The organism is Empedobacter sp. UBA7252 (assembly GCF_002472765.1).
GTDB lineage: Bacteria > Bacteroidota > Bacteroidia > Flavobacteriales > Weeksellaceae > Empedobacter > Empedobacter falsenii_B.
Map to the genome: position 1 here is coordinate 65,193 of NZ_DKSQ01000076.1, position 19,740 is coordinate 84,932.

The 19,740-nt window shown below is 31.9% G+C and carries 20 protein-coding genes; 10 read left to right on the forward strand and 10 right to left on the reverse strand.

Annotation, left to right across the window (positions count from 1 at the left end):
• Nucleotides 1-18: 18 nt before the first annotated feature.
• On the reverse strand, nucleotides 19-324 hold the full coding sequence (gene rplU / locus B2X73_RS10915) for a 50S ribosomal protein L21 (RefSeq protein ID WP_019975660.1): 306 nt from the start codon (nucleotides 322-324) through the stop codon (nucleotides 19-21).
• 177 nt (nucleotides 325-501) lie between these two features.
• On the opposite strand from rplU, the gene B2X73_RS10920 reads away from it, so the two are divergent.
• The 5 genes from B2X73_RS10920 to meaB all read left to right on the forward strand — a co-directional run bounded on the left by B2X73_RS10920 (nucleotide 502) and on the right by meaB (nucleotide 4,905).
• Nucleotides 502-741: a FeoA family protein gene (locus tag B2X73_RS10920; protein WP_114998322.1), complete on the forward strand. Its 240-nt coding sequence runs from the start codon at nucleotides 502-504 to the stop codon at nucleotides 739-741.
• The gene (feoB, locus tag B2X73_RS10925) at nucleotides 741-2,840 is read left to right on the forward strand and encodes a ferrous iron transport protein B (RefSeq protein WP_286495452.1); all 2,100 of its coding nucleotides are present in this window, start codon (nucleotides 741-743) and stop codon (nucleotides 2,838-2,840) included. The genes B2X73_RS10920 and feoB overlap by 1 nt, the downstream gene beginning before the upstream one ends.
• 4 nt (nucleotides 2,841-2,844) lie before the next feature.
• A complete protein-coding gene (locus B2X73_RS10930) occupies nucleotides 2,845-3,009 on the forward strand; it encodes a FeoB-associated Cys-rich membrane protein (RefSeq protein ID WP_114998326.1) in 165 nt (54 codons plus the stop codon).
• Nucleotides 3,010-3,143: 134 nt separating this feature from the next.
• Complete coding sequence (locus tag B2X73_RS10935) at nucleotides 3,144-3,758, forward strand: helix-turn-helix domain-containing protein (protein ID WP_114998328.1); 615 nt, start codon at nucleotides 3,144-3,146, stop codon at nucleotides 3,756-3,758.
• Nucleotides 3,759-3,927: 169 nt separating this feature from the next.
• Entirely contained in the window at nucleotides 3,928-4,905 is a 978-nt protein-coding gene (gene meaB / locus B2X73_RS10940) for a methylmalonyl Co-A mutase-associated GTPase MeaB (protein WP_125349934.1), read from the forward strand.
• Nucleotides 4,906-4,964: 59 nt separating this feature from the next.
• Here meaB and B2X73_RS10945 read toward each other — a convergent pair whose 3' ends face one another.
• Nucleotides 4,965-5,687 carry a GLPGLI family protein gene (locus B2X73_RS10945; protein WP_291096412.1) on the reverse strand — a complete coding sequence of 241 codons (723 nt, stop codon included), beginning with the start codon at nucleotides 5,685-5,687 and terminating at the stop codon, nucleotides 4,965-4,967.
• An 84-nt stretch (nucleotides 5,688-5,771) separates the two neighbouring features.
• Complete coding sequence (locus tag B2X73_RS10950; RefSeq protein WP_125349936.1) at nucleotides 5,772-6,614, reverse strand: siderophore-interacting protein; 843 nt, start codon at nucleotides 6,612-6,614, stop codon at nucleotides 5,772-5,774.
• A gap of 176 nt (nucleotides 6,615-6,790) precedes the next feature.
• On the opposite strand from B2X73_RS10950, the gene B2X73_RS10955 reads away from it, so the two are divergent.
• Nucleotides 6,791-7,546 (forward strand): tyrosine-protein phosphatase, encoded by a 756-nt coding sequence (locus B2X73_RS10955; RefSeq protein ID WP_280050893.1) that lies wholly within the window; start codon nucleotides 6,791-6,793, stop codon nucleotides 7,544-7,546.
• Nucleotides 7,547-7,574: 28 nt separating this feature from the next.
• On the opposite strand, the gene B2X73_RS10960 is transcribed toward B2X73_RS10955, so the two are convergent.
• The 3 genes from B2X73_RS10960 to B2X73_RS10970 all read right to left on the reverse strand — a co-directional run bounded on the left by B2X73_RS10960 (nucleotide 7,575) and on the right by B2X73_RS10970 (nucleotide 12,799).
• The gene (locus B2X73_RS10960; protein ID WP_286495453.1) at nucleotides 7,575-9,509 is read right to left on the reverse strand and encodes a heavy metal translocating P-type ATPase; all 1,935 of its coding nucleotides are present in this window, start codon (nucleotides 9,507-9,509) and stop codon (nucleotides 7,575-7,577) included.
• Nucleotides 9,510-9,567: 58 nt separating this feature from the next.
• Nucleotides 9,568-9,984, reverse strand: coding sequence for a Fur family transcriptional regulator (locus B2X73_RS10965; RefSeq protein WP_291096414.1), 417 nt, complete (start codon nucleotides 9,982-9,984; stop codon nucleotides 9,568-9,570).
• Nucleotides 9,985-10,066: 82 nt separating this feature from the next.
• A complete protein-coding gene (locus tag B2X73_RS10970) occupies nucleotides 10,067-12,799 on the reverse strand; it encodes a GH92 family glycosyl hydrolase (RefSeq protein WP_286495456.1) in 2,733 nt (910 codons plus the stop codon).
• Nucleotides 12,800-12,888: 89 nt separating this feature from the next.
• On the opposite strand from B2X73_RS10970, the gene B2X73_RS10975 reads away from it, so the two are divergent.
• Genes B2X73_RS10975 through B2X73_RS10985 form a run of 3 tightly spaced genes read left to right on the forward strand, consistent with a single transcriptional unit; the run spans nucleotide 12,889 to nucleotide 15,707 of the window.
• Nucleotides 12,889-13,890, forward strand: a complete 1,002-nt coding sequence (locus B2X73_RS10975) for an isoaspartyl peptidase/L-asparaginase family protein (protein ID WP_114998363.1) — start codon at nucleotides 12,889-12,891, stop codon at nucleotides 13,888-13,890.
• A complete protein-coding gene (locus B2X73_RS10980) occupies nucleotides 13,887-14,564 on the forward strand; it encodes a copper homeostasis protein CutC (protein ID WP_221854122.1) in 678 nt (225 codons plus the stop codon). The genes B2X73_RS10975 and B2X73_RS10980 overlap by 4 nt, the downstream gene beginning before the upstream one ends.
• Nucleotides 14,565-14,582: 18 nt before the next feature.
• On the forward strand, nucleotides 14,583-15,707 hold the full coding sequence (locus tag B2X73_RS10985) for an ATP-binding protein (RefSeq protein ID WP_221854121.1): 1,125 nt from the start codon (nucleotides 14,583-14,585) through the stop codon (nucleotides 15,705-15,707).
• A gap of 55 nt (nucleotides 15,708-15,762) precedes the next feature.
• On the opposite strand, the gene B2X73_RS10990 is transcribed toward B2X73_RS10985, so the two are convergent.
• Nucleotides 15,763-16,017 (reverse strand): hypothetical protein, encoded by a 255-nt coding sequence (locus B2X73_RS10990; RefSeq protein WP_038334756.1) that lies wholly within the window; start codon nucleotides 16,015-16,017, stop codon nucleotides 15,763-15,765.
• Between the two features lie 331 nt (nucleotides 16,018-16,348).
• On the opposite strand from B2X73_RS10990, the gene serS reads away from it, so the two are divergent.
• Entirely contained in the window at nucleotides 16,349-17,617 is a 1,269-nt protein-coding gene (serS, locus tag B2X73_RS10995) for a serine--tRNA ligase (protein ID WP_038334750.1), read from the forward strand.
• 68 nt (nucleotides 17,618-17,685) lie between these two features.
• Here serS and rfbD read toward each other — a convergent pair whose 3' ends face one another.
• From rfbD to B2X73_RS11010, 3 genes are read right to left on the reverse strand one after another with little or no spacing between them, the layout of a single operon-like run.
• Nucleotides 17,686-18,540, reverse strand: a complete 855-nt coding sequence (gene rfbD, locus B2X73_RS11000; protein ID WP_038334743.1) for a dTDP-4-dehydrorhamnose reductase — start codon at nucleotides 18,538-18,540, stop codon at nucleotides 17,686-17,688.
• A gap of 54 nt (nucleotides 18,541-18,594) precedes the next feature.
• Nucleotides 18,595-19,110, reverse strand: coding sequence for an OmpH family outer membrane protein (locus B2X73_RS11005; protein ID WP_114998374.1), 516 nt, complete (start codon nucleotides 19,108-19,110; stop codon nucleotides 18,595-18,597).
• A 26-nt stretch (nucleotides 19,111-19,136) separates the two neighbouring features.
• A complete protein-coding gene (locus B2X73_RS11010) occupies nucleotides 19,137-19,724 on the reverse strand; it encodes an OmpH family outer membrane protein (protein WP_286495463.1) in 588 nt (195 codons plus the stop codon).
• Nucleotides 19,725-19,740: the final 16 nt, after the last annotated feature.

The window sequence follows — 19,740 nt, forward strand, 5'->3', positions numbered from 1 at the left end:
ATTAATCTCAGCTCAATCTTAACCGATTGAAGCTACTTCAATTTTAGTGAATTGTTGACGATGACCGTTAGACTTTTGGTAACCTTTTCTTCTTTTCTTTTTGAAAACGATTACTTTGTCTCCTTTCACGTGTTCAACGATTTTAGCTACTACGGTAACTCCGTCTATAACTGGGGCGCCGACAGTGATTGCTCCGTTATCTGTTAATAAAACACGGTCGAATTTTACTTCGTCACCTGCTTCACCAGCTAAACGGTTTACAAACAATTGTTGGTCTTTTTCAACTTTGTATTGAAGCCCTGCTATCTCTACAATTGCGTACATAAATTAATGTTTATAAATGAAAATTGAGTGCAAAGATAATCAAAATTTTGAATTTAGATACTTGAATTCATTGAAATTTAATTAGAAAGATAAAAAAACTATGACATATCTTCTATTTGGATTAATTAAAAATAAGTATCTTTGCCTTTGAGATAATTCATAGATAGATTGGTAGAAATGATTGAAAATTATTCTTTAAAAGATTTAAAAATTGGCGAACAAGCAGTTGTAACAGGGTTTAGTACCGAAGATATTCCTGCAAAGTTTTATGAAATGGGCTTTATTCCTGGAACAAGTTTATTGGTAAAAAATAAGGCTCCATTTGGTGGTCCTATTTGCATCAGTATCATCTCTAATAAGTCTGTTTTAGCTTTAAGAAGAAACGAAGCCGATAAAATTTTGATAACAAAAAAATAATGAATCATTATAAAATTGCCTTAATTGGTAACCCAAATGTTGGTAAAACTTCGTTATTTAATAAATTAACAAATCTTCGTCAAAAAGTTGGGAATTATCCTGGTGTGACGGTAGAAAAGCGCGAAGGTAAAATAGAACGAAATGGAAATAAATTCCAAATTACAGATTTTCCCGGAACGTATACAATTTATCCAAGTTCTTTGGATGAAGAAATTGTATTCAAAACTTTAGGAGACAAAACCAATAGTCATTACCCAAATTTAGCAGTTGTTATTGGTGAGCCATCTAATCTAAAACGATCGATTTTGTTGTATCAACAAGTTCGAGATTTAGACGTTCCTGCAATTTTTGTCATCAATATGAAAGATGAAATCAAAAGCAAGGGACTTAATATTGATTTGAAAAAGTTAGAAGATTTTCTTCAAACAAAAATATACTTAACAAACGCGCGTACAAGCGAAGGAATTGATGAATTAGTAGAAGCTTTTACAAAAGACGCAACTCCATATAATCGTCATTACGAAATTCCGAAAGAGTATCTTTCTATTGTAGAAAAAATCAAGAATGAATTTAATCTTAAATCTGATTATTTAGCTTGGCAATATCTTTCACAGAAAGAAGTTCCGTTCGAATCGAAAGAAAATCTAAGTAAATTAGATACAATTAAAAAAGAAAATTCTATTGTTTCGAAACGATTACAAGTCAAAGAAGCCTTAGATCGAAATAAAATTTTAGAGGAAAAATTAAACGATATTATTTCATATAATTTTGACGGAAATGAAACCTTAACCGATAAAATTGATAAAACATTGATTCATCCAGTTTTTGGATACATCATCTTTTTAGGAATTTTATTATTAATCTTTCAAGCTGTTTATGCGTGGTCTGCACCATTAATGACAATGGTCGAAGATTTATTTGGTTGGATCGACGAAAAAGCAATTAGTTTAATACCTGAAGGACCTATCAACGAAATCATTGGAGGTGCAATAATCCCAGGTATAGAAGGGATTGCCGTTTTCGTTCCGCAAATTGCCATTTTGTTTTTATTCATTTCAATAATGGAAGAAACGGGCTACATGAGCCGCGTGGTTTATTTAATGGACAGATGGTTAAAACCATTTGGATTAAGCGGAAAAAGTGTTGTTCCGTTAATTTCTGGAGTTGCCTGTGCCGTTCCTGCAATCATGTCTGCACGTAATATCGAAAATGACAAAGAGCGTCTATTAACGATACTTGTAACGCCTTTTATGACGTGTTCGGCTCGTTTACCAATTTACATCGTTTTAATTGCTTTAGTAATTCCCGACGAACATATTTTTGGATTAAGTTACCAAGCTTTGGCGTTATTTGTGATGTACATTTTAGGTGTTTTAGGCGCATTAGGAAGTGCTATTTTATTGGATTTAATCATTAAAGCAAAACATAAAAGTTACCTAATTTTAGAAATGCCAACGTACAAACTTCCTGATTGGAAAAATGTTGGAATTAATGTTTGGGAAAAAACGTTAGGATTTTTAGTTGATGCGGGTAAAATCATATTTGCAATTTCGATTATTCTTTGGGTTTTAGGAACTTTCGGACCTGGAGAACAATTCAGAAATGCAGAAGAAATTGTAACTGCTCATCATCCAAAAATGAATGAAGAAGATTTAGCAAATGAAATTGCTTCTTATAAATTAGAACATTCTTATTTGGGTAGATTAGGTTCAGTTATAGAGCCAGTTGTAGAGCCATTAGGATACGATTGGAAGATGGGAATTGGTTTGATTTCGTCATTCGCTGCGCGTGAAGTTTTTGTCGGAACAATGTCAACGGTTTACAGTTTAGGAGAAGTTGATGTAGAGGACAATGGTCAAAAAGATCGTTTACTTCATCGTATGAAAAATGAGATCAACCAAAACACAGGAGAACCAGCATATAACCTCGCTACAGGAGTTTCATTGTTGTTATTTTATGCATTCGCAATGCAATGTATGAGTACAATTGCGATCGTAAAACGCGAAACAAATTCTTGGAAATGGACATTGATTCAGACAGGGTTTATGACAGGTTTGGCATATGTAGTTGCATTTATTGCATATCATTTTTTAAAATAATAGTATGGACAATATTTGGATACAATATATTTTTATCGCTTTCCTTTTCGGATTTGCAGTTTGGTATGTTGTAAAATTAATTAGAAACTCATTTAGTTCAAAAGGAGGCGGATGCTCAAAAGGCTGTGGTTGTTCTCCAAGCAAAGATGAATTTCAAAAAAAAGGCTAACTCTTAAAAGTTAGCCTTTTTTATTTCAAAATTTCGGAGTATTTTTACAAATAGTATAATCATTGAAAATCAATTATTTTAATGATTATCAATTGGTTTTATTTTATTAATTCGGAATATAAATTTTACAAAAAATGGAAACTTGGTTAATCATTTTATTATTAATTTCAGCGATAATTATCTTAGGATTAATTATTTACTTTGTTTCCAAAAAAACTAAACAATCAACTGAGATTTCTGTCGAAGAAATAAGTTCTGTAAAAGAGATTAAAGAAATTCCTTCTGAACCAATCAAAGAAGAGGTTACAAATAAAATCATTTCTCCAACTCCACCAACAGAGGTTATGATTGAAGAAAAACCAACGAATAACCTTAGCATTTCATCTAAAACCGAGAATGACTTACTTCGAAAATTAGAGTTATTTGAGAAGAATAAAGGCTTTACTAAGAAAGATATTAACCTTGCTTCATTATCAAAACAATTTGAAACGAATACAAAATATCTTTCTGAAATCATTAAAACTCATCGTCAAAAGCAATTTAATTCTTATTTGAATGAATTGAGAGTAAATTATATCGTCAATCGACTTCAAAATGAGCCGAAATACATTAACACGAAAGTAAGCTATTTAGCAAGTGATTGCGGATTTGCTTCTCATAGTACTTTTACAACAACTTTTACTCAAATCATGAATGAATCTCCTTCTGCTTTTATAAAAAGAATTAAAGAGGAACAAAAAAATTCATAATTACGAATTAATGAAGTTTATATAATTGAATTTAAAATATATAAACAATTATATTTGTTTTATTTTTTATACCAATCAATGCAAGAGCTATATAAAATACATTCACAAATTTCGATTGTATTTTTTTATTCTTAATTAAGACTTTATCTTTAATCTAAGATTGTGTCTTATGCGAAAAATTGACCCCGAAATACTTGCTCAAAAAATAAAAGAAGGCGATCGTTTTGCCTTATCAAGAGCTATTACACTAGCCGAAAGCAATCGTTTAGACGATTTGAAATTAGCGCAACATATCATTAGTTTATTACCTGTTTCCAAAACTTCAAAAAGAATTGCCATTACAGGAATTCCCGGTGTTGGTAAAAGTACTTTTATCGAATCTTTGGGGAAATATATTCTAAGTAAAGGTGAAAAAGTAGCGATTTTAGCAATTGATCCAAGTAGTTCCCTTTCAAAAGGAAGTATTTTAGGCGACAAAACACGCATGGAGGACTTATCGCGAGAAGAGAATGCTTATATACGTCCAAGCGCTTCTAACGGTTCTTTAGGTGGTGTTACCTCACGTACATATGAAGCAATTTTATTATGCGAAGCAGCAGGGTTTGAAAATATTTTGATTGAAACTGTCGGTGTTGGACAATCTGAAACCTTAGTAAATGAAATTTCAGATCTCTTCTTATTTCTTCAACTTCCGGGTTCTGGAGATGATTTACAAGGAATAAAACGAGGAATTATGGAAATGGCTGATTTAATTTTTGTCAATAAATCAGATTCGTTTCAAGAAAAATTAGTGAAAGATGCAAAATTGGATATTGTTCGTTCATTGCAATTTTTACCAACCAAATCTTCTCAATGGAAAAGAAAATCAATTATCGGTTCTGGATTAATCGGAAAAGGAATTCCTGAACTTTGGGAATTGGTCAATGATTATTTCAATTTTATTAATGAAAATAATTATTACGCATCAAACCGAGAAAAACAACAGCTTAATCAAGCGGAACGCTACACAATTGATTTGATTAATCAACAATTTTTAAAATTACTTAAGGAACACCCACTAGAATTAAGCAAAAATTTATCTGCATTCGAAATGGCAAAAGATTGGTTGAATAACCACACTGAAATTGATGAATTTCTTAATAAGTAAGTTTACGATTATTGAATCAAAATAACAAAAAAACGGCTCAAAATTGAGCCGTTTTTTTGTTAATCATCTTTATCAACTCCTGTTTTTTTGTTGATATTTTCTTGTATTTTTTGATAATATTCTTTCTCAATTTTATCAAATTCTGGTGTCGAAATTACTTTTCCTTTCGTTGGTTTTTGTAGTTTCAGCTTATCGTCAATCGAAATTGATTCTAACTTATAAGTTGTATACTGATTTTCATCTTTCAAAGAAGTTTTCTTCAGTTCTAATAATAATCCTGGCAAACCATTGTATTCATCTGGTCCACATTTTGATTTTATCGAAGGAACATACCACGCTTCTATGTTGAAATTAGCGTCAACAGCTACTGCTTTTCGTACATCATAACCTTTTATTTTTTTGGATTCTCGCGTAATACTCCATTTATAAGTTGCAATGGAATCAGAGATATTATACAATTTGGAATCCATTTCTCTCATGATTATTTTTGAATTCGTATCGAAATCATAAAAGCTTTCCAAATCTTTAAAACCACCTAAAACTTTCATCGAATATTTTGGTCCTTGCGAATTATCAATTCGTTCTATTTCTTGTGAAAGACATTGATTTGCATCGATAGAAAGAGCAATATATTTTGGTTTCGAAAACATTTCCTCTCTTAATCTTTTCGATTCTGGATTCGGATCATTCAAATTAATAAAATTCCGTCTTTCATATTCTACTTTAAATTTTTCTTGACCAAAAACTGAAACTGAAAACAACAACAATAAGATATACTTCATTTTAATGCAATTAGAAATTTAAAGATAACAAAAAAAGCTTCACCATTTCTGATAAAGCTTTTTGATTAAATATCCCTCTTGTTTTTAGAAAACTCTTACCAACAATTCTTGTTCTATTTTATCGTGACAATTTTCTAATGCATTTTTCTCTGCTTTTCCTGCTTTCCAATGCGATGTACAATAAAATTCGTCTTTTTTCCATTCTAAATCATCTTTAAAAAATGATTTTATTTCCTTTACAGATTTAGATTCCCCCGCAACATAAGCAAATCGTTTTCCGTCTTTGCGTTTCGGAAATTTCTGATTTTTTGTCAAACTATATAAAGCTATTCCGCTTCCTACATTTTGATTCACAATCCATTTAAATTCTAAATTTGCTTTCGTTTCAATTTGGTGAATATCATCTTCTGTTGGGACTTCCACACAAACAATTCCGTTTGTTTTAGCAGGAAGCGACTCTATAATTGCTGAAATTACAGGCAAGCCTGTTAAATCTGCAGCCAAGAAAATGAAATCTGTTTTTGGAGCCAAATCTTTTTTTTTCGACTTCATCGAAACTCCAATCATATCTCCAACTTTCGCCTCATTTGCCCAACGCGATCCTGGACCATTCAATCCATGATTTGCAATATCAATCACAATCACATTGTTTTTTGCATCAATATCGCGCAACGTATAGGTACGAGAAACTGGTTTAAATTTTTCTGATGGCGAAATCCATTTTTGATTCTCTTCATCATACTCAGCATAGTGAATATCACGGATCCCAAGCGGTGGAAAAAGTAATTTACATGTTCCGCCCAACGTTGTATCCTTAAAAAAAGATACATCATCATTTTCCAAATGAACGCGAATAAGATGTGGTGTCACAAATTCTTTCTTTTTTAAGATGAACTTCTCCTTCGCAATTTTCACTTTATCTCCCATCAGATTATTTAGATTTATTCTAATTCTATACGAATATAAAGTAAATTTAGATTGAATAAGAATAATAAAATGTTAAAGTAAAAAGTTATACTTTTTTTAATACGATTTTAATATGATAACTAAATAATTAACCTTAACTTTTACATATTAAAAATAACCTAAAAAACGAACAGAAAATGGAAAATACTTTATGCGAAATCTCGCTCGGACAAAGAACTCTTCCACTTGAAGGCGGATTTAATTGCAGAGATTTAGGTGGAATAATTAACACAAAAAATGAAGTCATTAGAAAAGGATTGTTAATTCGATCTGATGATTTAGCAAATTTGACAGATGATGATTTGGAGATTTTAAACGATTTTCCAATTCGAACAATTATTGATTTACGCACGACTTACGAACGTTTAAAAAATCAAGATCGCATTCCAAATAGTTGTAATCACGAAGTTCATTTGGATATTTCTTCTGGACATTTCGAAAATTTAGTGAAACAATTCAAAGCTGGAATTTCAAATCCGAAAGAATTTATGTGTAAAATCTACGAGGATTTTGTTTTAGATAAAACATGTCAAACGCAATACAAAAGCTTTTTTGATATTATTCAACATAAAAATAGAACGCCAATTTTATTTCATTGTACTGCAGGAAAAGATCGAACTGGATTTGCAACAGCAATGATTTTATCTGCTTTGAAAGTCGATTTAGATACAATTATGGATGATTACTTGGCTTCTAATATCTTTTTGGAACAAAAATATGCACACATCTTAAAGATCGATCCGAATTATAAATATCTAATTGATGTTTTACCTGAATATTTGGAAAGCTCTTATGAAGCGATTAATAAGAATTTTGGTTCAGTCGAAAATTATTTAACTGATATTTTAAAGGTTGATTTAGATTTGATGAAAGATTTATACATAAAAAAATAAGCGATCAATTGATCGCTTTATTTTTTATCTAAAATTTCATTCGTTGAATTCGAACAGCATTCAAAATTGCTAATAAAGCAACACCTACATCTGCAAAAACAGCTTCCCACATATTGGCAATTCCTTCTGCTCCAAGGAAAAGCACGATAATTTTAACGCCCATTGCTAAAATGATATTCTGAATCACAATCTTTTTTGTTTCACGACCAATTTTTATCGCCGTTGCAATTTTAGAAGGTTGATCGGTTTGGATTACAACATCTGCAGTTTCTATCGCAGCATCGCTTCCAAGTCCACCCATCGCAATTCCGACATCAGAAAGCGCTAGAACAGGCGCATCATTGATTCCATCACCTACGAAAGCCACCACTTGATTTTGATCTTTTTTCAATGCTTCAACTTTCTCTACTTTTCCTTCTGGTAACAATCCACCAAAAGCTTCATCAACACCAACTTCTTTTGCAACTTTTTGCGTAATGGTATTTTTATCTCCACTCAACATAATCGTTTTCGAAACACCTAAAGCTTTCATTTTCTGAATTGCTTGTTGCGCATCTTCCTTGATTTTATCAGCAATTGTAATATATCCTGCATATTTTTCATCAACTGCAACCACCACAATACTTTCTACAATATCATGAATTTCTTGTGGATATTGAATCGAGAAATGATCTAATAATTTAGTATTTCCAGCTAAAACTATTTTTCCATCAACTTTTCCTTTCAAACCTTTTCCAGAAATTTCTTCCACTTCTATCGCTTTCAATTCTGAAGGATGACTTGCCACAATCGCTTTCGCAATTGGATGCGTAGATTGCTTTTCTAAAGCCGAAACAAGATTTAAAAAATCGTTTTCAGGAAGATTAGTTTCAATTTTTTGAACTTCGAAAACCCCTTCCGTCATTGTTCCTGTTTTATCCATCACAACTGTGTTTACTTTCGCCATTAAATCTAAAAAGTTAGAACCTTTTACTAAAATTCCGTTGCGTGAAGCTGCCCCAATTCCTCCGAAATAACCCAATGGAACCGAAATTACTAATGCACAAGGACAAGAAACAACCAAGAAAACTAAACCTCTGTATAACCAATCATTAAAATCGTAATTATCAACAAAGAAATAAGGAATAATCACCAAAGCAGCCGCTAAAAAGAAAACAATTGGCGTATATATTTTTGCAAATTTTCGGATAAATAATTCAGTTGGAGCTTTGCGAGAAGCTGCATCTTGAACCATTTGTAAAATTTTTGCAATCGAACTATCTTCAAATTTTTTAGTCGTTTGAATTTCGATTACATTTTCAAGATTTAACATTCCTGCCAAAGCAGTTTCTCCAGTTTTATACGTTGAAGGTTTACTTTCTCCTGTCAAAGCCGCAGTATTAAAACTTCCTTTATCTGAAATCATAATTCCATCTAACGGAACTTTTTCCCCAACTTTTACCTGAATTGTTTCTCCAATTGCCACATCTTGTGGTTTTATTGTTTCGAAATTACCATTTCGTAAAACATGCGCTGTATCTGGACGAACATCTAATAAGGCTTTAATATTTCCTTTTGCCTTATTAACCGCCGCTTCCTGAAACATTTCGCCAATTGTATAAAACAACATTACCGCTACACCTTCTGGATATTCGCCAATAATGAAAGCACCTAAAGTCGCAATTCCCATCAACGAAAATTCATTGAAGAAATCTATTTTTTTTGCTAATTTAAACGCTTCTCCCCAAACAGGAAATGCTACTAAAATATAAGAAATGCCAAACCATATCAAACGAATAGTTTGATTATCAACAAACCAAGTTGGTTTTAAAACATATTGAACAAAAATTCCGGCAAAGAAAATAGCTAAACTGGCACCTAATAAAATTTTACTATTATTGTGTTCGTGGTCATGACCTTCGTGATTATGATCATGAGTATCTTTATGTTTGTCATTTGACGTACTACAACAAGCTTTAGACATAATTCAAAAATTTATATTTCAAAATTATAAAGTTATTGCTGCAATCTGGTTGCAAAGTTTAGGATTTACATTGATCGCAAATTCCTTTCAGAATAAATGAAGATTGTTCCGCCTTGAAATTTTTGGGTAGATCGATTTCTGGCACATGAATATTTCGCAAACAAAACGTTTGATTACAATTATTACAATGAAAATGAGCATGTGTAAATTCGGGCGTACATTTGCAACTCGACTCGCAAAGCGCATATTTTATAGAGCCCGTTCCGTCCTCGATTGAATGAATTAATTTATTTTCTTCGAAAGTTTTTAAGGTTCTATAAATTGTTACTCGATCTGCCTGATCCATTTCAATTTCTAAATCAGCCAAGCTCAGCGCAACTTCTGCATTCATCAATTTATCCAAGACCAACAATCTCATCGCAGTCGGATTAATAGAACGATTTTGTAATGTTTTGTTTAAAATTTCTGTTTGCATTTTCTTTAATTTCGAATATAAAGTTACGAAAAAAGAGGCAAATCGTATTGATTTACCTCTTTATATAAGTTTAAAAATTATCTTATTTAATCATAATCTCATCAACAAAAATATAGGATTTTCCTTGAAAAGGTTCTGCTAAATGACCTTTCGGGAAAGCACCATAATTTGTCGCTTTTACATTGATATAACGTGCTTTTTCTGCTTTGAACTGAACTTTCCATGAATCAGAAAACACATTATTATCAAATGCATCAACTTGTTTTTCTAACATTCCAACCAATTTAAAATTCTGATTATCTTTCGATGTATAGACTTCTAATTTTGTAGGTAAGACAATCCAAGAACGAGAATCTTGCAAGAAATTCATGACAACCGAAGAAACGGATTTCGTTTTTTTCATGTCAACAATTGCATCAAAATTTTGATCATATCCACCTGCATGATATTGCGGTGTGTAGGTAGAATTCAACTGAATTGTATAATCATTTGGTTTCTTAGTAAATGTTCCAGAAATTGTTTTACTTTTCTTTCCATTCACTTCCACAAAAGAAGAAATTGTAGTTGTTTCTTTGATTGAAATTGGTTTTTTATAGATTTCTGCTTTTTTACCATTCACAGAAACATAGATTTTCGCATTTGGTTCAGAAGATTTTACTTCAACATTCATTTTATTTTGAAATGATCTGTCTTCAGCAACCAAAACTGGAATTGTTACAATTTTTTCACTTTCAGAAATAGGTTTAATCTCTCTATCTTTCAAAAATTCAAATCCTAAAAATTGATTTTCTTTGTAATTATTTTTCGTGATTATACGCTTCGTTCCATCTTCTAGATTAATCGTGATTTCATCAAAATACGGCTCAACAGTCGTCCACATTCCCGAACCTGGCGTAACGCTATAAATTCCCATCGAAGCCAAAACGTACCACGCGCTCATCTGCCCACAATCTTCATTTCCAATCAATCCATCTGGCGAGTTTTTGTAATGTTCATTCAAAATTTTATGAACCAATTCTTTTGTTTTTTTTGGCTTATCAATGTAATTGTACAAAAAAGCCACGTGATGACTCGGCTCATTTCCTTGCGCATATTGCCCGATAAGTCCCGTAACATCCACTTGCTCCCGACCTGTTGTTTCTGATGGTGCATTAAATAATTCATCTAATTTTGCATCAAAACCATCTTTTCCACCATAAAAATCAATCATTCCATTAATATCTTGCGGTGCAAAAAACGTGTATTGACAACCATTCGCCTCTGTGTAATTATTGTTTACTTCACGCGGATCAAAAGGTTTTAGCCAACCTCCATTTTTCTTTGGCTGAATAAATTTTGTCTCATGATTGAATAAATTTTTCCAATATTGAGAACGTTCGATAAAGTAATTATAATCGTCGTGTTTATTTAAAATCAATGCCATTTGCGCAATACACCAATCATCGTACGCATATTCTAATGTTTTAGAAACTGATTCGTGTTCATCGTCAATCGAAATAAATCCGTTTTGTTTGTAAGCTTTCAATCCCAAATGATCTAACATTGCCGAATGTTTTGCTGCTTCATAAGCTTTCTCATAATCAAAGCCTTTGAAACCTTTTACCATTGCATCAGCAATCACAGAAACCGAGTGATAACCAATCATACAATCGGTTTCGTTACTCGCTAATTCCCAAACAGGTAAACGTCCACCTTGTTCGTAATGCTTGATAAATGTGTTAATAAAATCAATCGTTCTTCTCTTCTCAATCAAGGTATACAAAGGATGCGCAGCACGAAAAGTATCCCAAAGTGAAAAAACCGAATAATAATCGAAATTATTTGCCAAATGAATTTGATCGTCCATTCCACGATAATTTCCATTCAAATCTTGCGAAATATTTGGTTGCATCATCGTGTGATACATCGCTGTATAAAAAATAGTTAGTTTATTCTTATCTGAAGATTTCACTTCAATCTTCGATAATTCTTTGTCCCAAGCCTTTTCAGCAGCGGCTTTCGTTTTAGAAAAATCAAAAGTTGTTAATTCTTTGCTATTAACATCCGTTCCATTATATCCAGTTGTAGATAAGGTCACTTTTACCATAATCTTCTCACCTTTCTTTACTTTTTTACCAAAAGCCAAGGCAATTTCATTTCCTTTAAATGTTTTAGATATTATATTTCCGTCTTTTGAAGCAGTTAATTTCAATGGAACATTAAATTCTATCTTGGCAAAAATCTTTTGATTCTTCGCCCATTCTTCCGAATTTCTGTAAACATAAAGTGTTTTAGCGTCTACAATTTTCACTTCTCCGTCAACTAATTTATCACGATGATTAAGATCTAAAATGATATTTGCGTCACCAGCTTTATTAAAAGTATATTCATGCAAACCAACGTGAGTTGTTGCCGTTAATCGAACATTGACATTATATTTATCTAACAAAACTTGATAATATCCTGCTGTTGCTTTTTCATTTTTATGCGAAAATTTAGAACCATAATCAGTCTGATTAAATCCTTTCTGATTAAGCGTTGGCATCAACATAATGTCACCATAATCAGAAACTCCTGTTCCATTTAGATGTGTATGTGAAAAACCATAAATAAAATCATCAGAATAATGATAACCACCACAACCATCCCAACTTCCATCAATTCGAGTATCTGGAGAAAGTTGAACCATTCCGAATGGTAAAGTCGCTCCAGGAAATGTATGTCCATGTCCACCTGTTCCAATAAACGGATTAACATATTGTGCATAATTATTTTTCTGAGCAAAAATTAATGATGAAAACATCATCAGAATAAATGATAGTAAAGTTGATCTCATTAGTTTTTAGTGTTTTGATTGACAGAAATTCTGTTATACAATAATATGGATTATATTTGTTTTAACACAATTTAGAAATCGATTAACACATGAGTAATAGAAGAAATTTCATAAAAAATCTTGGAGCTTTAGGCTTACTTTTAGGTACAACAAAACTTGATCTTAATGCGCAAACTACATCTAAAAGATCAACTACTTCAACAAAAATCAATAAACCAATTGTTCTTTCTACTTGGCGTTTTGGAATTGAAGCTAATGCCGAAGCTTGGAAAGTTTTAGGTAATAATGGAACAGCTTTAGATGCTGTAGAGCAAGGCGTAAAATTGGTCGAAGCTGATCCAAATGAACGAAGTGTTGGTTATGGTGGACGTCCTGATCGCGATGGAAAAGTAACTTTAGATGCATGTATTATGGACGATCAAGCAAATATTGGTTCTGTTGCTAGTTTAGAGTATATCAAACATCCAATTTCTGTTGCGCGAAAGGTAATGGAAGATACACCACACGTGATGTTAGTTGGAAATGGTGCACTTCAATTTGCGTTGGAAAAAGGCTTCAAAAAAGAGAATTTATTAACTGATGTTTCCGAAAAAGAGTGGAAAGAATGGTTGAAAGATACTAATTATCAGATGCCTATCAATATCGAAAATCATGATACAATTGGAATGATTGCCTTAGATTCCTATGGAAATCTTTCTGGAGCTTGTACTACGAGCGGAATGGCGTACAAAATGCACGGACGTGTTGGTGATTCACCAATTATCGGCGCAGGTTTATATGTTGATAACGAAATTGGTGCAGCAACCGCTACTGGTCATGGTGAAGAAGTGATTCGTATTGCGGGAAGTCATTTGGTTGTGGAGTTGATGCGTCAAGGTTATTCGCCAGAAAATGCATGTAAGGAGGCTGTTCATCGAATCATTAAATTAACAAAATCGCGTAAAAAAGATTTATCGGCGATTCAAGTTGGTTTTATTGCAATTAACAAACAAGGCGAATATGGTTCATATTGTATTCATCCTGGCTTTAACTTTGCGGTTTATGATGAAACTGGAAATCGTTTAATTGACGGAAAATCTATTACAAAATGAAAAAAATAGAAATTGCTTGCTTTAATTTAGAATCAGCTTTAGTTGCAGCAAAATCAAATGCAGATAGAATCGAGTTATGTGCTGATGTTTCAACAGGCGGAATTACACCTAGTTTTGAAGATATCAAAACATTAAGAAAAGAAACAGATAAAGAAATTATGGTGATGATTCGCCCTCGTGATGGAGACTTTTGTTATTCTGATGAAGAATTTGAACAAATGAAATCTGAAATCATCATGATTAAAAATTTTAGAATTGATGGTTTTGTTTTTGGAATTTTGAATGAAGATAACGAAATCGATTTTGAACGAAATCATGAATTAATTGAACTTGCAAAACCTTTTCCTTGTACTTTTCATCGCGCTTTTGACAGAACTTCTGATGCCGAAAATTCACTTCAAATCGTGATTGATTTAGGATTCAAAACTATTTTAACTTCTGGTTTAGATAGTAATGTTTATGATGGAAAACGTGAATTAAAAAACCTTGTTAAAAAAGCAGAAAATCAAATCACAATTATGCCTGGAGGTGGTTTGCGCTCAACAAATATTGAAGAAATTGATTCATATACAAACGCTACTTACTTTCATTCATCAGCGATGATTGATGATTCTGGAATTGCTAATTTAGAAGAAATCAATCGATTAAAAAGTATGATAAATTCTGAAAAATAAAAATAGTAACTTTGGACTATGCTTTGGGAAAATATAATTGGACAACAGGAGATTAAAAACAAGCTTCAACAATCTATAAAAGATGGTCGTATAAGTCATGCTCAGCTTTTTTCTGGTCCAGAAGGTTCGGGAACTTTGGCTTTGGCAATTGCTTATGCACGTGAAGTTTTGTGTGGTTTGAATAACGAACAATGCAATCTGAAAGTTGATAAATTACAACATCCCGATTTACATTTTTCTTTTCCTTATTCAGCAACAGAAAGTGTAAAAAAGCCACTTGCTAAGTATTTATTAAACGATTGGCGAACTTTTGTAGACGAAAATGTCTATGGAAATTTAACGGATTGGATGTCTCATCTTGGTATTGAGAAAAAACAAGGCGTTATTCCTGTTGATGAAGCGGATGAAATCGTCAAAACATTAGCGCTAAATAGTTACGAAGGAGGCTATAAAATCATGATTATTTGGCAAGCTGAGGAAATGACTACTGCAGCTGCAAATAAATTGTTGAAAATAATTGAAGAACCGCCTCAAAAAACACTTTTTTTATTGGTAACAGAACGTGAAGATTTGATTCTACAAACTATTACTTCTCGTTGTCAATTGGTTAAAATTCCTCGTTTATCGCAATCGGATATAAAGAATTATCTAATTGAGAAGAAAAATATTAATCCAGAAAAAGCGCAACATATCGCTTTTTTATCGCAAGGAAATGTACGAGAAGCGTTGCATCAATTGAATGATGACGAACATTTATTCGATAAGTATTTTGTGACTTGGGTTCGAAAAGCCTTTATGGCAGCCAAAACGCCAACCGTTTTAAAAGATTTGATTGATTGGTCGAATCAAATTGCAAGTTGGTCGAGAAGTGAACAAAAAGATTTTTTGAATTATTGTTCAGAGATTTTTCGTCAAGCTTTGTTAAAAACGTATCAATCTGATGATTTAGTTTTTTTACAAATTAATGCAGAAGGTTTTAAATGGCAAGGTTTTGCGCCTTTTATACATGGAGCTAATATCGAAGATATTTTAAATGAAATTAATGAAGCGTCGTATCATATCGAGCGAAATGGTAATTCTAAAATTATACTTTTAGATTTATCTATCAAGTTAACTCGCTATTTACATCGAAAAACAGCATAAAAAAACCACTTATCTAATAAGTGGTTTCTTTATATGATCTGAATGTTATTTCAAATTATTTTGCTGGAGCTTCAGTAGCTGGAGCTACTTCCTTAGCTGCACCTTCAACTTTAGTTGCTAAAGAATCAGTTTTTTCTACTAAAGAATCAGTTTTAGCTGCTAAAGAATCAGTTTGAGCTGCTAAAGAGTCAGTTTGAGTTGCTAAAGAGTCAGTTGTATTTTCTACTGCTTCTTCTGCTTTTTTCTCACCACAAGATACTGCTCCTAAAGATAAAGCTGCTACTGCAACTACTGCGAAAAATTTTTTCATTGTTTTATTGTTTTAATTATTAATAATTTTCGATTAATTTTCTTTGACAAATGTATTTCGAAACGTAAACAACAGCATGTAAAATCAATGTAATATAATTGTATTAATCAATTCTCAATAAATAAAATTTAAACTATTGATTTTTAATCAATTATAAATAGTTTTACAATTTTTGAATATTTTTTGTAAAAAACATTGTGTCAATTATTTATCTAATGAAGACAGTTAAATTTAAAAATTAATTGATTTTGATTAATTTTTGATCCTAAATCATTTAATCTTTATTCTAAAAAATTAATTATTTATACATTTGTATAAATTTAATAAAAGTATGCTAGTAGTTTCTTACATTCAAGAAAACAAAGATCGTGTAATTGAAGGACTTAAAAAACGTAACTTCAAACAATTAGATCTTGTTGATGAAGTTTTAAATGTGGATGAACTTCGTCGTAAAACACAATTTGAATTAGATAATGTATTAGCTGAATCCAACAAATTAGCAAAAGAAATTGGTAATTTGTTTAAAGATGGAAGATCGGAAGAGGCTAATGAATTAAAAAACAAAACGGTTGATTTAAAAACTCAATCAAAAGAGTTACAAGATTTATTATCGTCTTACGAAACATCCGTTAAAGATATTTTGTATCAAATCCCGAATATTCCGAACGAAATCGTAAAAGCAGGAAAAGATGCTGATGATAATGAAATCGTTTTTGAACACGGAGATGCAACTGCAAAACCAAACAATTTGCCCCACTGGGAAGTTGCTAAGAAATTTAACATCATTGATTTTGAATTAGGTGTTAAAATTACCGGAGCTGGTTTCCCTGTTTACAAAGGAAAAGGTGCTCGTTTGCAACGTGCTTTAACACAATTTTTCTTAGATAAAAATTCTGATGCTGGCTATACAGAAATTGTTCCTCCCTTCGTTGTGAATGAGGCTTCTGGTTATGGAACTGGACAGTTACCAGACAAAGAAGGACAAATGTATTATATTGGAGAAGATGATTTGTACTTGATTCCTACTGCGGAAGTTCCTGTGACGAATATTTACCGTGATACAATTGTAAAAGCAGAAGATTTACCAATTACGTTGACTGCATATTCACCATGTTTCCGTCGTGAAGCGGGTTCTTATGGAAAAGATGTTAGAGGATTAAATCGTTTACACCAATTTGAGAAAGTTGAGATTGTACGTATCGAAAAACCAGAAAATTCTTACGCTGCTTTAGACGGAATGATTGAGCACGTAAAAGGAATTTTAGAAGATTTAGAATTACCATACCGTATTTTAAGACTTTGTGGTGGTGATACAGGATTTACATCTGCAATTACATACGATTTTGAAGTTTTCTCTGAAGCGCAAGAAAAATGGTTAGAAGTTTCATCTGTATCTAATTTTGAGACTTTCCAAGCGAATCGTTTGAAATTACGTTACAAAGATGAAAACGGAACTCAATTAGCACATAGTTTAAATGGTTCTGCTTTGGCTTTACCACGTATTTTAGCCTCAATTTTAGAGAATCACCAACAAGCTGATGGAACAGTAAAAATTCCGAAAGCGTTGCAACCTTATACTCGTTTTGAGATTTTAGATTAATCAATAATCTGTCAGATAAATAAAAGCTCGAGAATTTCTCGAGCTTTTTTATGTTATTAAAATTGAAACTAAATCAGGTGTTTCAATTCTTTTTTCAAACTATCTTCCCAAGTCGGAATATCAAATTGATAAACTTCTTTTATTTTCGATTTATCCAATAAACTATACGCAGGACGTTTCGCTTTTGTCGGATAAGCTGAAGTTGGAACAGGATTAATTTCGATTGTTGAATTAGACAATTCTTTAATTTTTTGCGCAAATTCAAACCAAGAACATTTTCCTTCATTCGAATAATTAAAAATTCCATAGGTTAAATCATCTTTCAAAATAATCGTTAAGATTACATCAGCCAAATCAATTGCATTTGTTGGCGAACCAATTTGATCTGCTACAACAGAGATCGAATCTTTGTCATTAAACAACCTAAGCATCGTTTTAACGAAATTATTTCCAAATCGAGAATAAACCCAAGCTGTGCGTAAAATAATCGTTTTAGAATTGTTTTCTAATGCTAAATTTTCGCCATCTAATTTTGTTTGACCATACACCCCTATAGGATTTGTTTGATCTGTTTCTAGACGAGGTTGAGCTTCAGTTCCATCAAATACATAATCTGTCGAAACGTGAATAAAAGGAATTCCTTTTTGATTCGTGATTTTTGCTAAAAATTCTGTTGCTTTTGCGTTTACTAAATAAGCATTCTCTTGATCATCTTCAGCTTTATCAACCGCTGTATAAGCTGCACAATTGACAACAAAATCGAATGATTTATCTTCGAAATAATGATTAATTAATTCTTCATTCGTAATATCTAATTCATTTCGAGTGACAAAAAAACATTCAATTTCCTTGTAGTTTTTTGATTGCTCTAAAATCGATTGACCTAACTGACCATTCGCTCCGGTAACTAAAATTCTTTTCATATATAAAAAAAGCCACTAAAATAGTGGCTTGAAGGTATTATTAATATCTTAAAATTATAATCCTAATTCTTTTTTAACGTCATTTAATAAGTCGTATCCTCCAGCTTTGTAAACTAAAACACCTGCAGGTAAAACATATTTAACTCCTTTTTTTGCAGCAGCAGCATTAATTGCATCCATTACTCTTTTCTCGATTGGATCCATTAAAGCTTTCTCTTTTGCTTGCATTTCATCTTGAGCAGCTTTTGCATACGTTTCGTATTTCTTTTGCATTTCTTGCTCTTTCTCTTGGTATTTGTTCGCTGCAATTAATTTTTGAGCCTCTTCTTGAGATTTACCAGCTAAATCTTTTTGAGCAGTTTCCATAAAAGTTTTATAGTCTGCTTGTAATTTTGCGATAGCATCTTCGTGTTTTTTACCTAATGCTTGTAAATCAGCCTCTGCTTTTTTGTAAGCTGGCATTGATTCAATTACTGCTTGCGTATCAATATGTGCAATTTCTTGAGCGAAAGATAAAACGCTTCCGAAAACCATCATTGTAAATACTGCTATCAATCTAATTTGTTTCATTTCTAGTCTAATTTGTTTTTTAAAATTTATTTTCTTGTTTTATTGCTACTATTACTAGTTTTATTATTTCCAGAAGTTGATGTTTTTGAATTATTTGGTTTCAACTCTGGTCTTAAAGTCATTAATACTTCTCTACTTATGTCAAACTTTGGATCTGTATAAATCATGATTAAATCACTTCCTTTATCAAATACAAAACCATATCCTCTTTTATCTGCAACTTCTTTTGTCGCATTATAAATTTGATCTTGTAAAGGCTTTACCATTGATCTTCTCAGATTAACTAAATCACCATTTGGTCCATAACGTTTATCTTGCAAAATTCTTACAGCCGCTACTTCATCAGCTAGCTTTTTCTCTTGCTCTTTCACCTGTTCTGCCGTTAATAAAATCTTTTCGGCTTCGAATTCGGCTTGTAATTTAGCTAAATTTTCTTGTTTTTGCTCAATTTCTTTTTGCCAAGACTCTGTTTGAGATTTTAATTTGTTTTGAGACGATGTATATTCTGGTAAATTTTCTAAAATATACTGACTGTCTACATAACAAAATCTTTGCGCAAAAGAGAAACTTGCTAATCCAAAGAACAACGCTATAAAACTAATCCATTTTTTCATATTTGTGGTGTGTTAA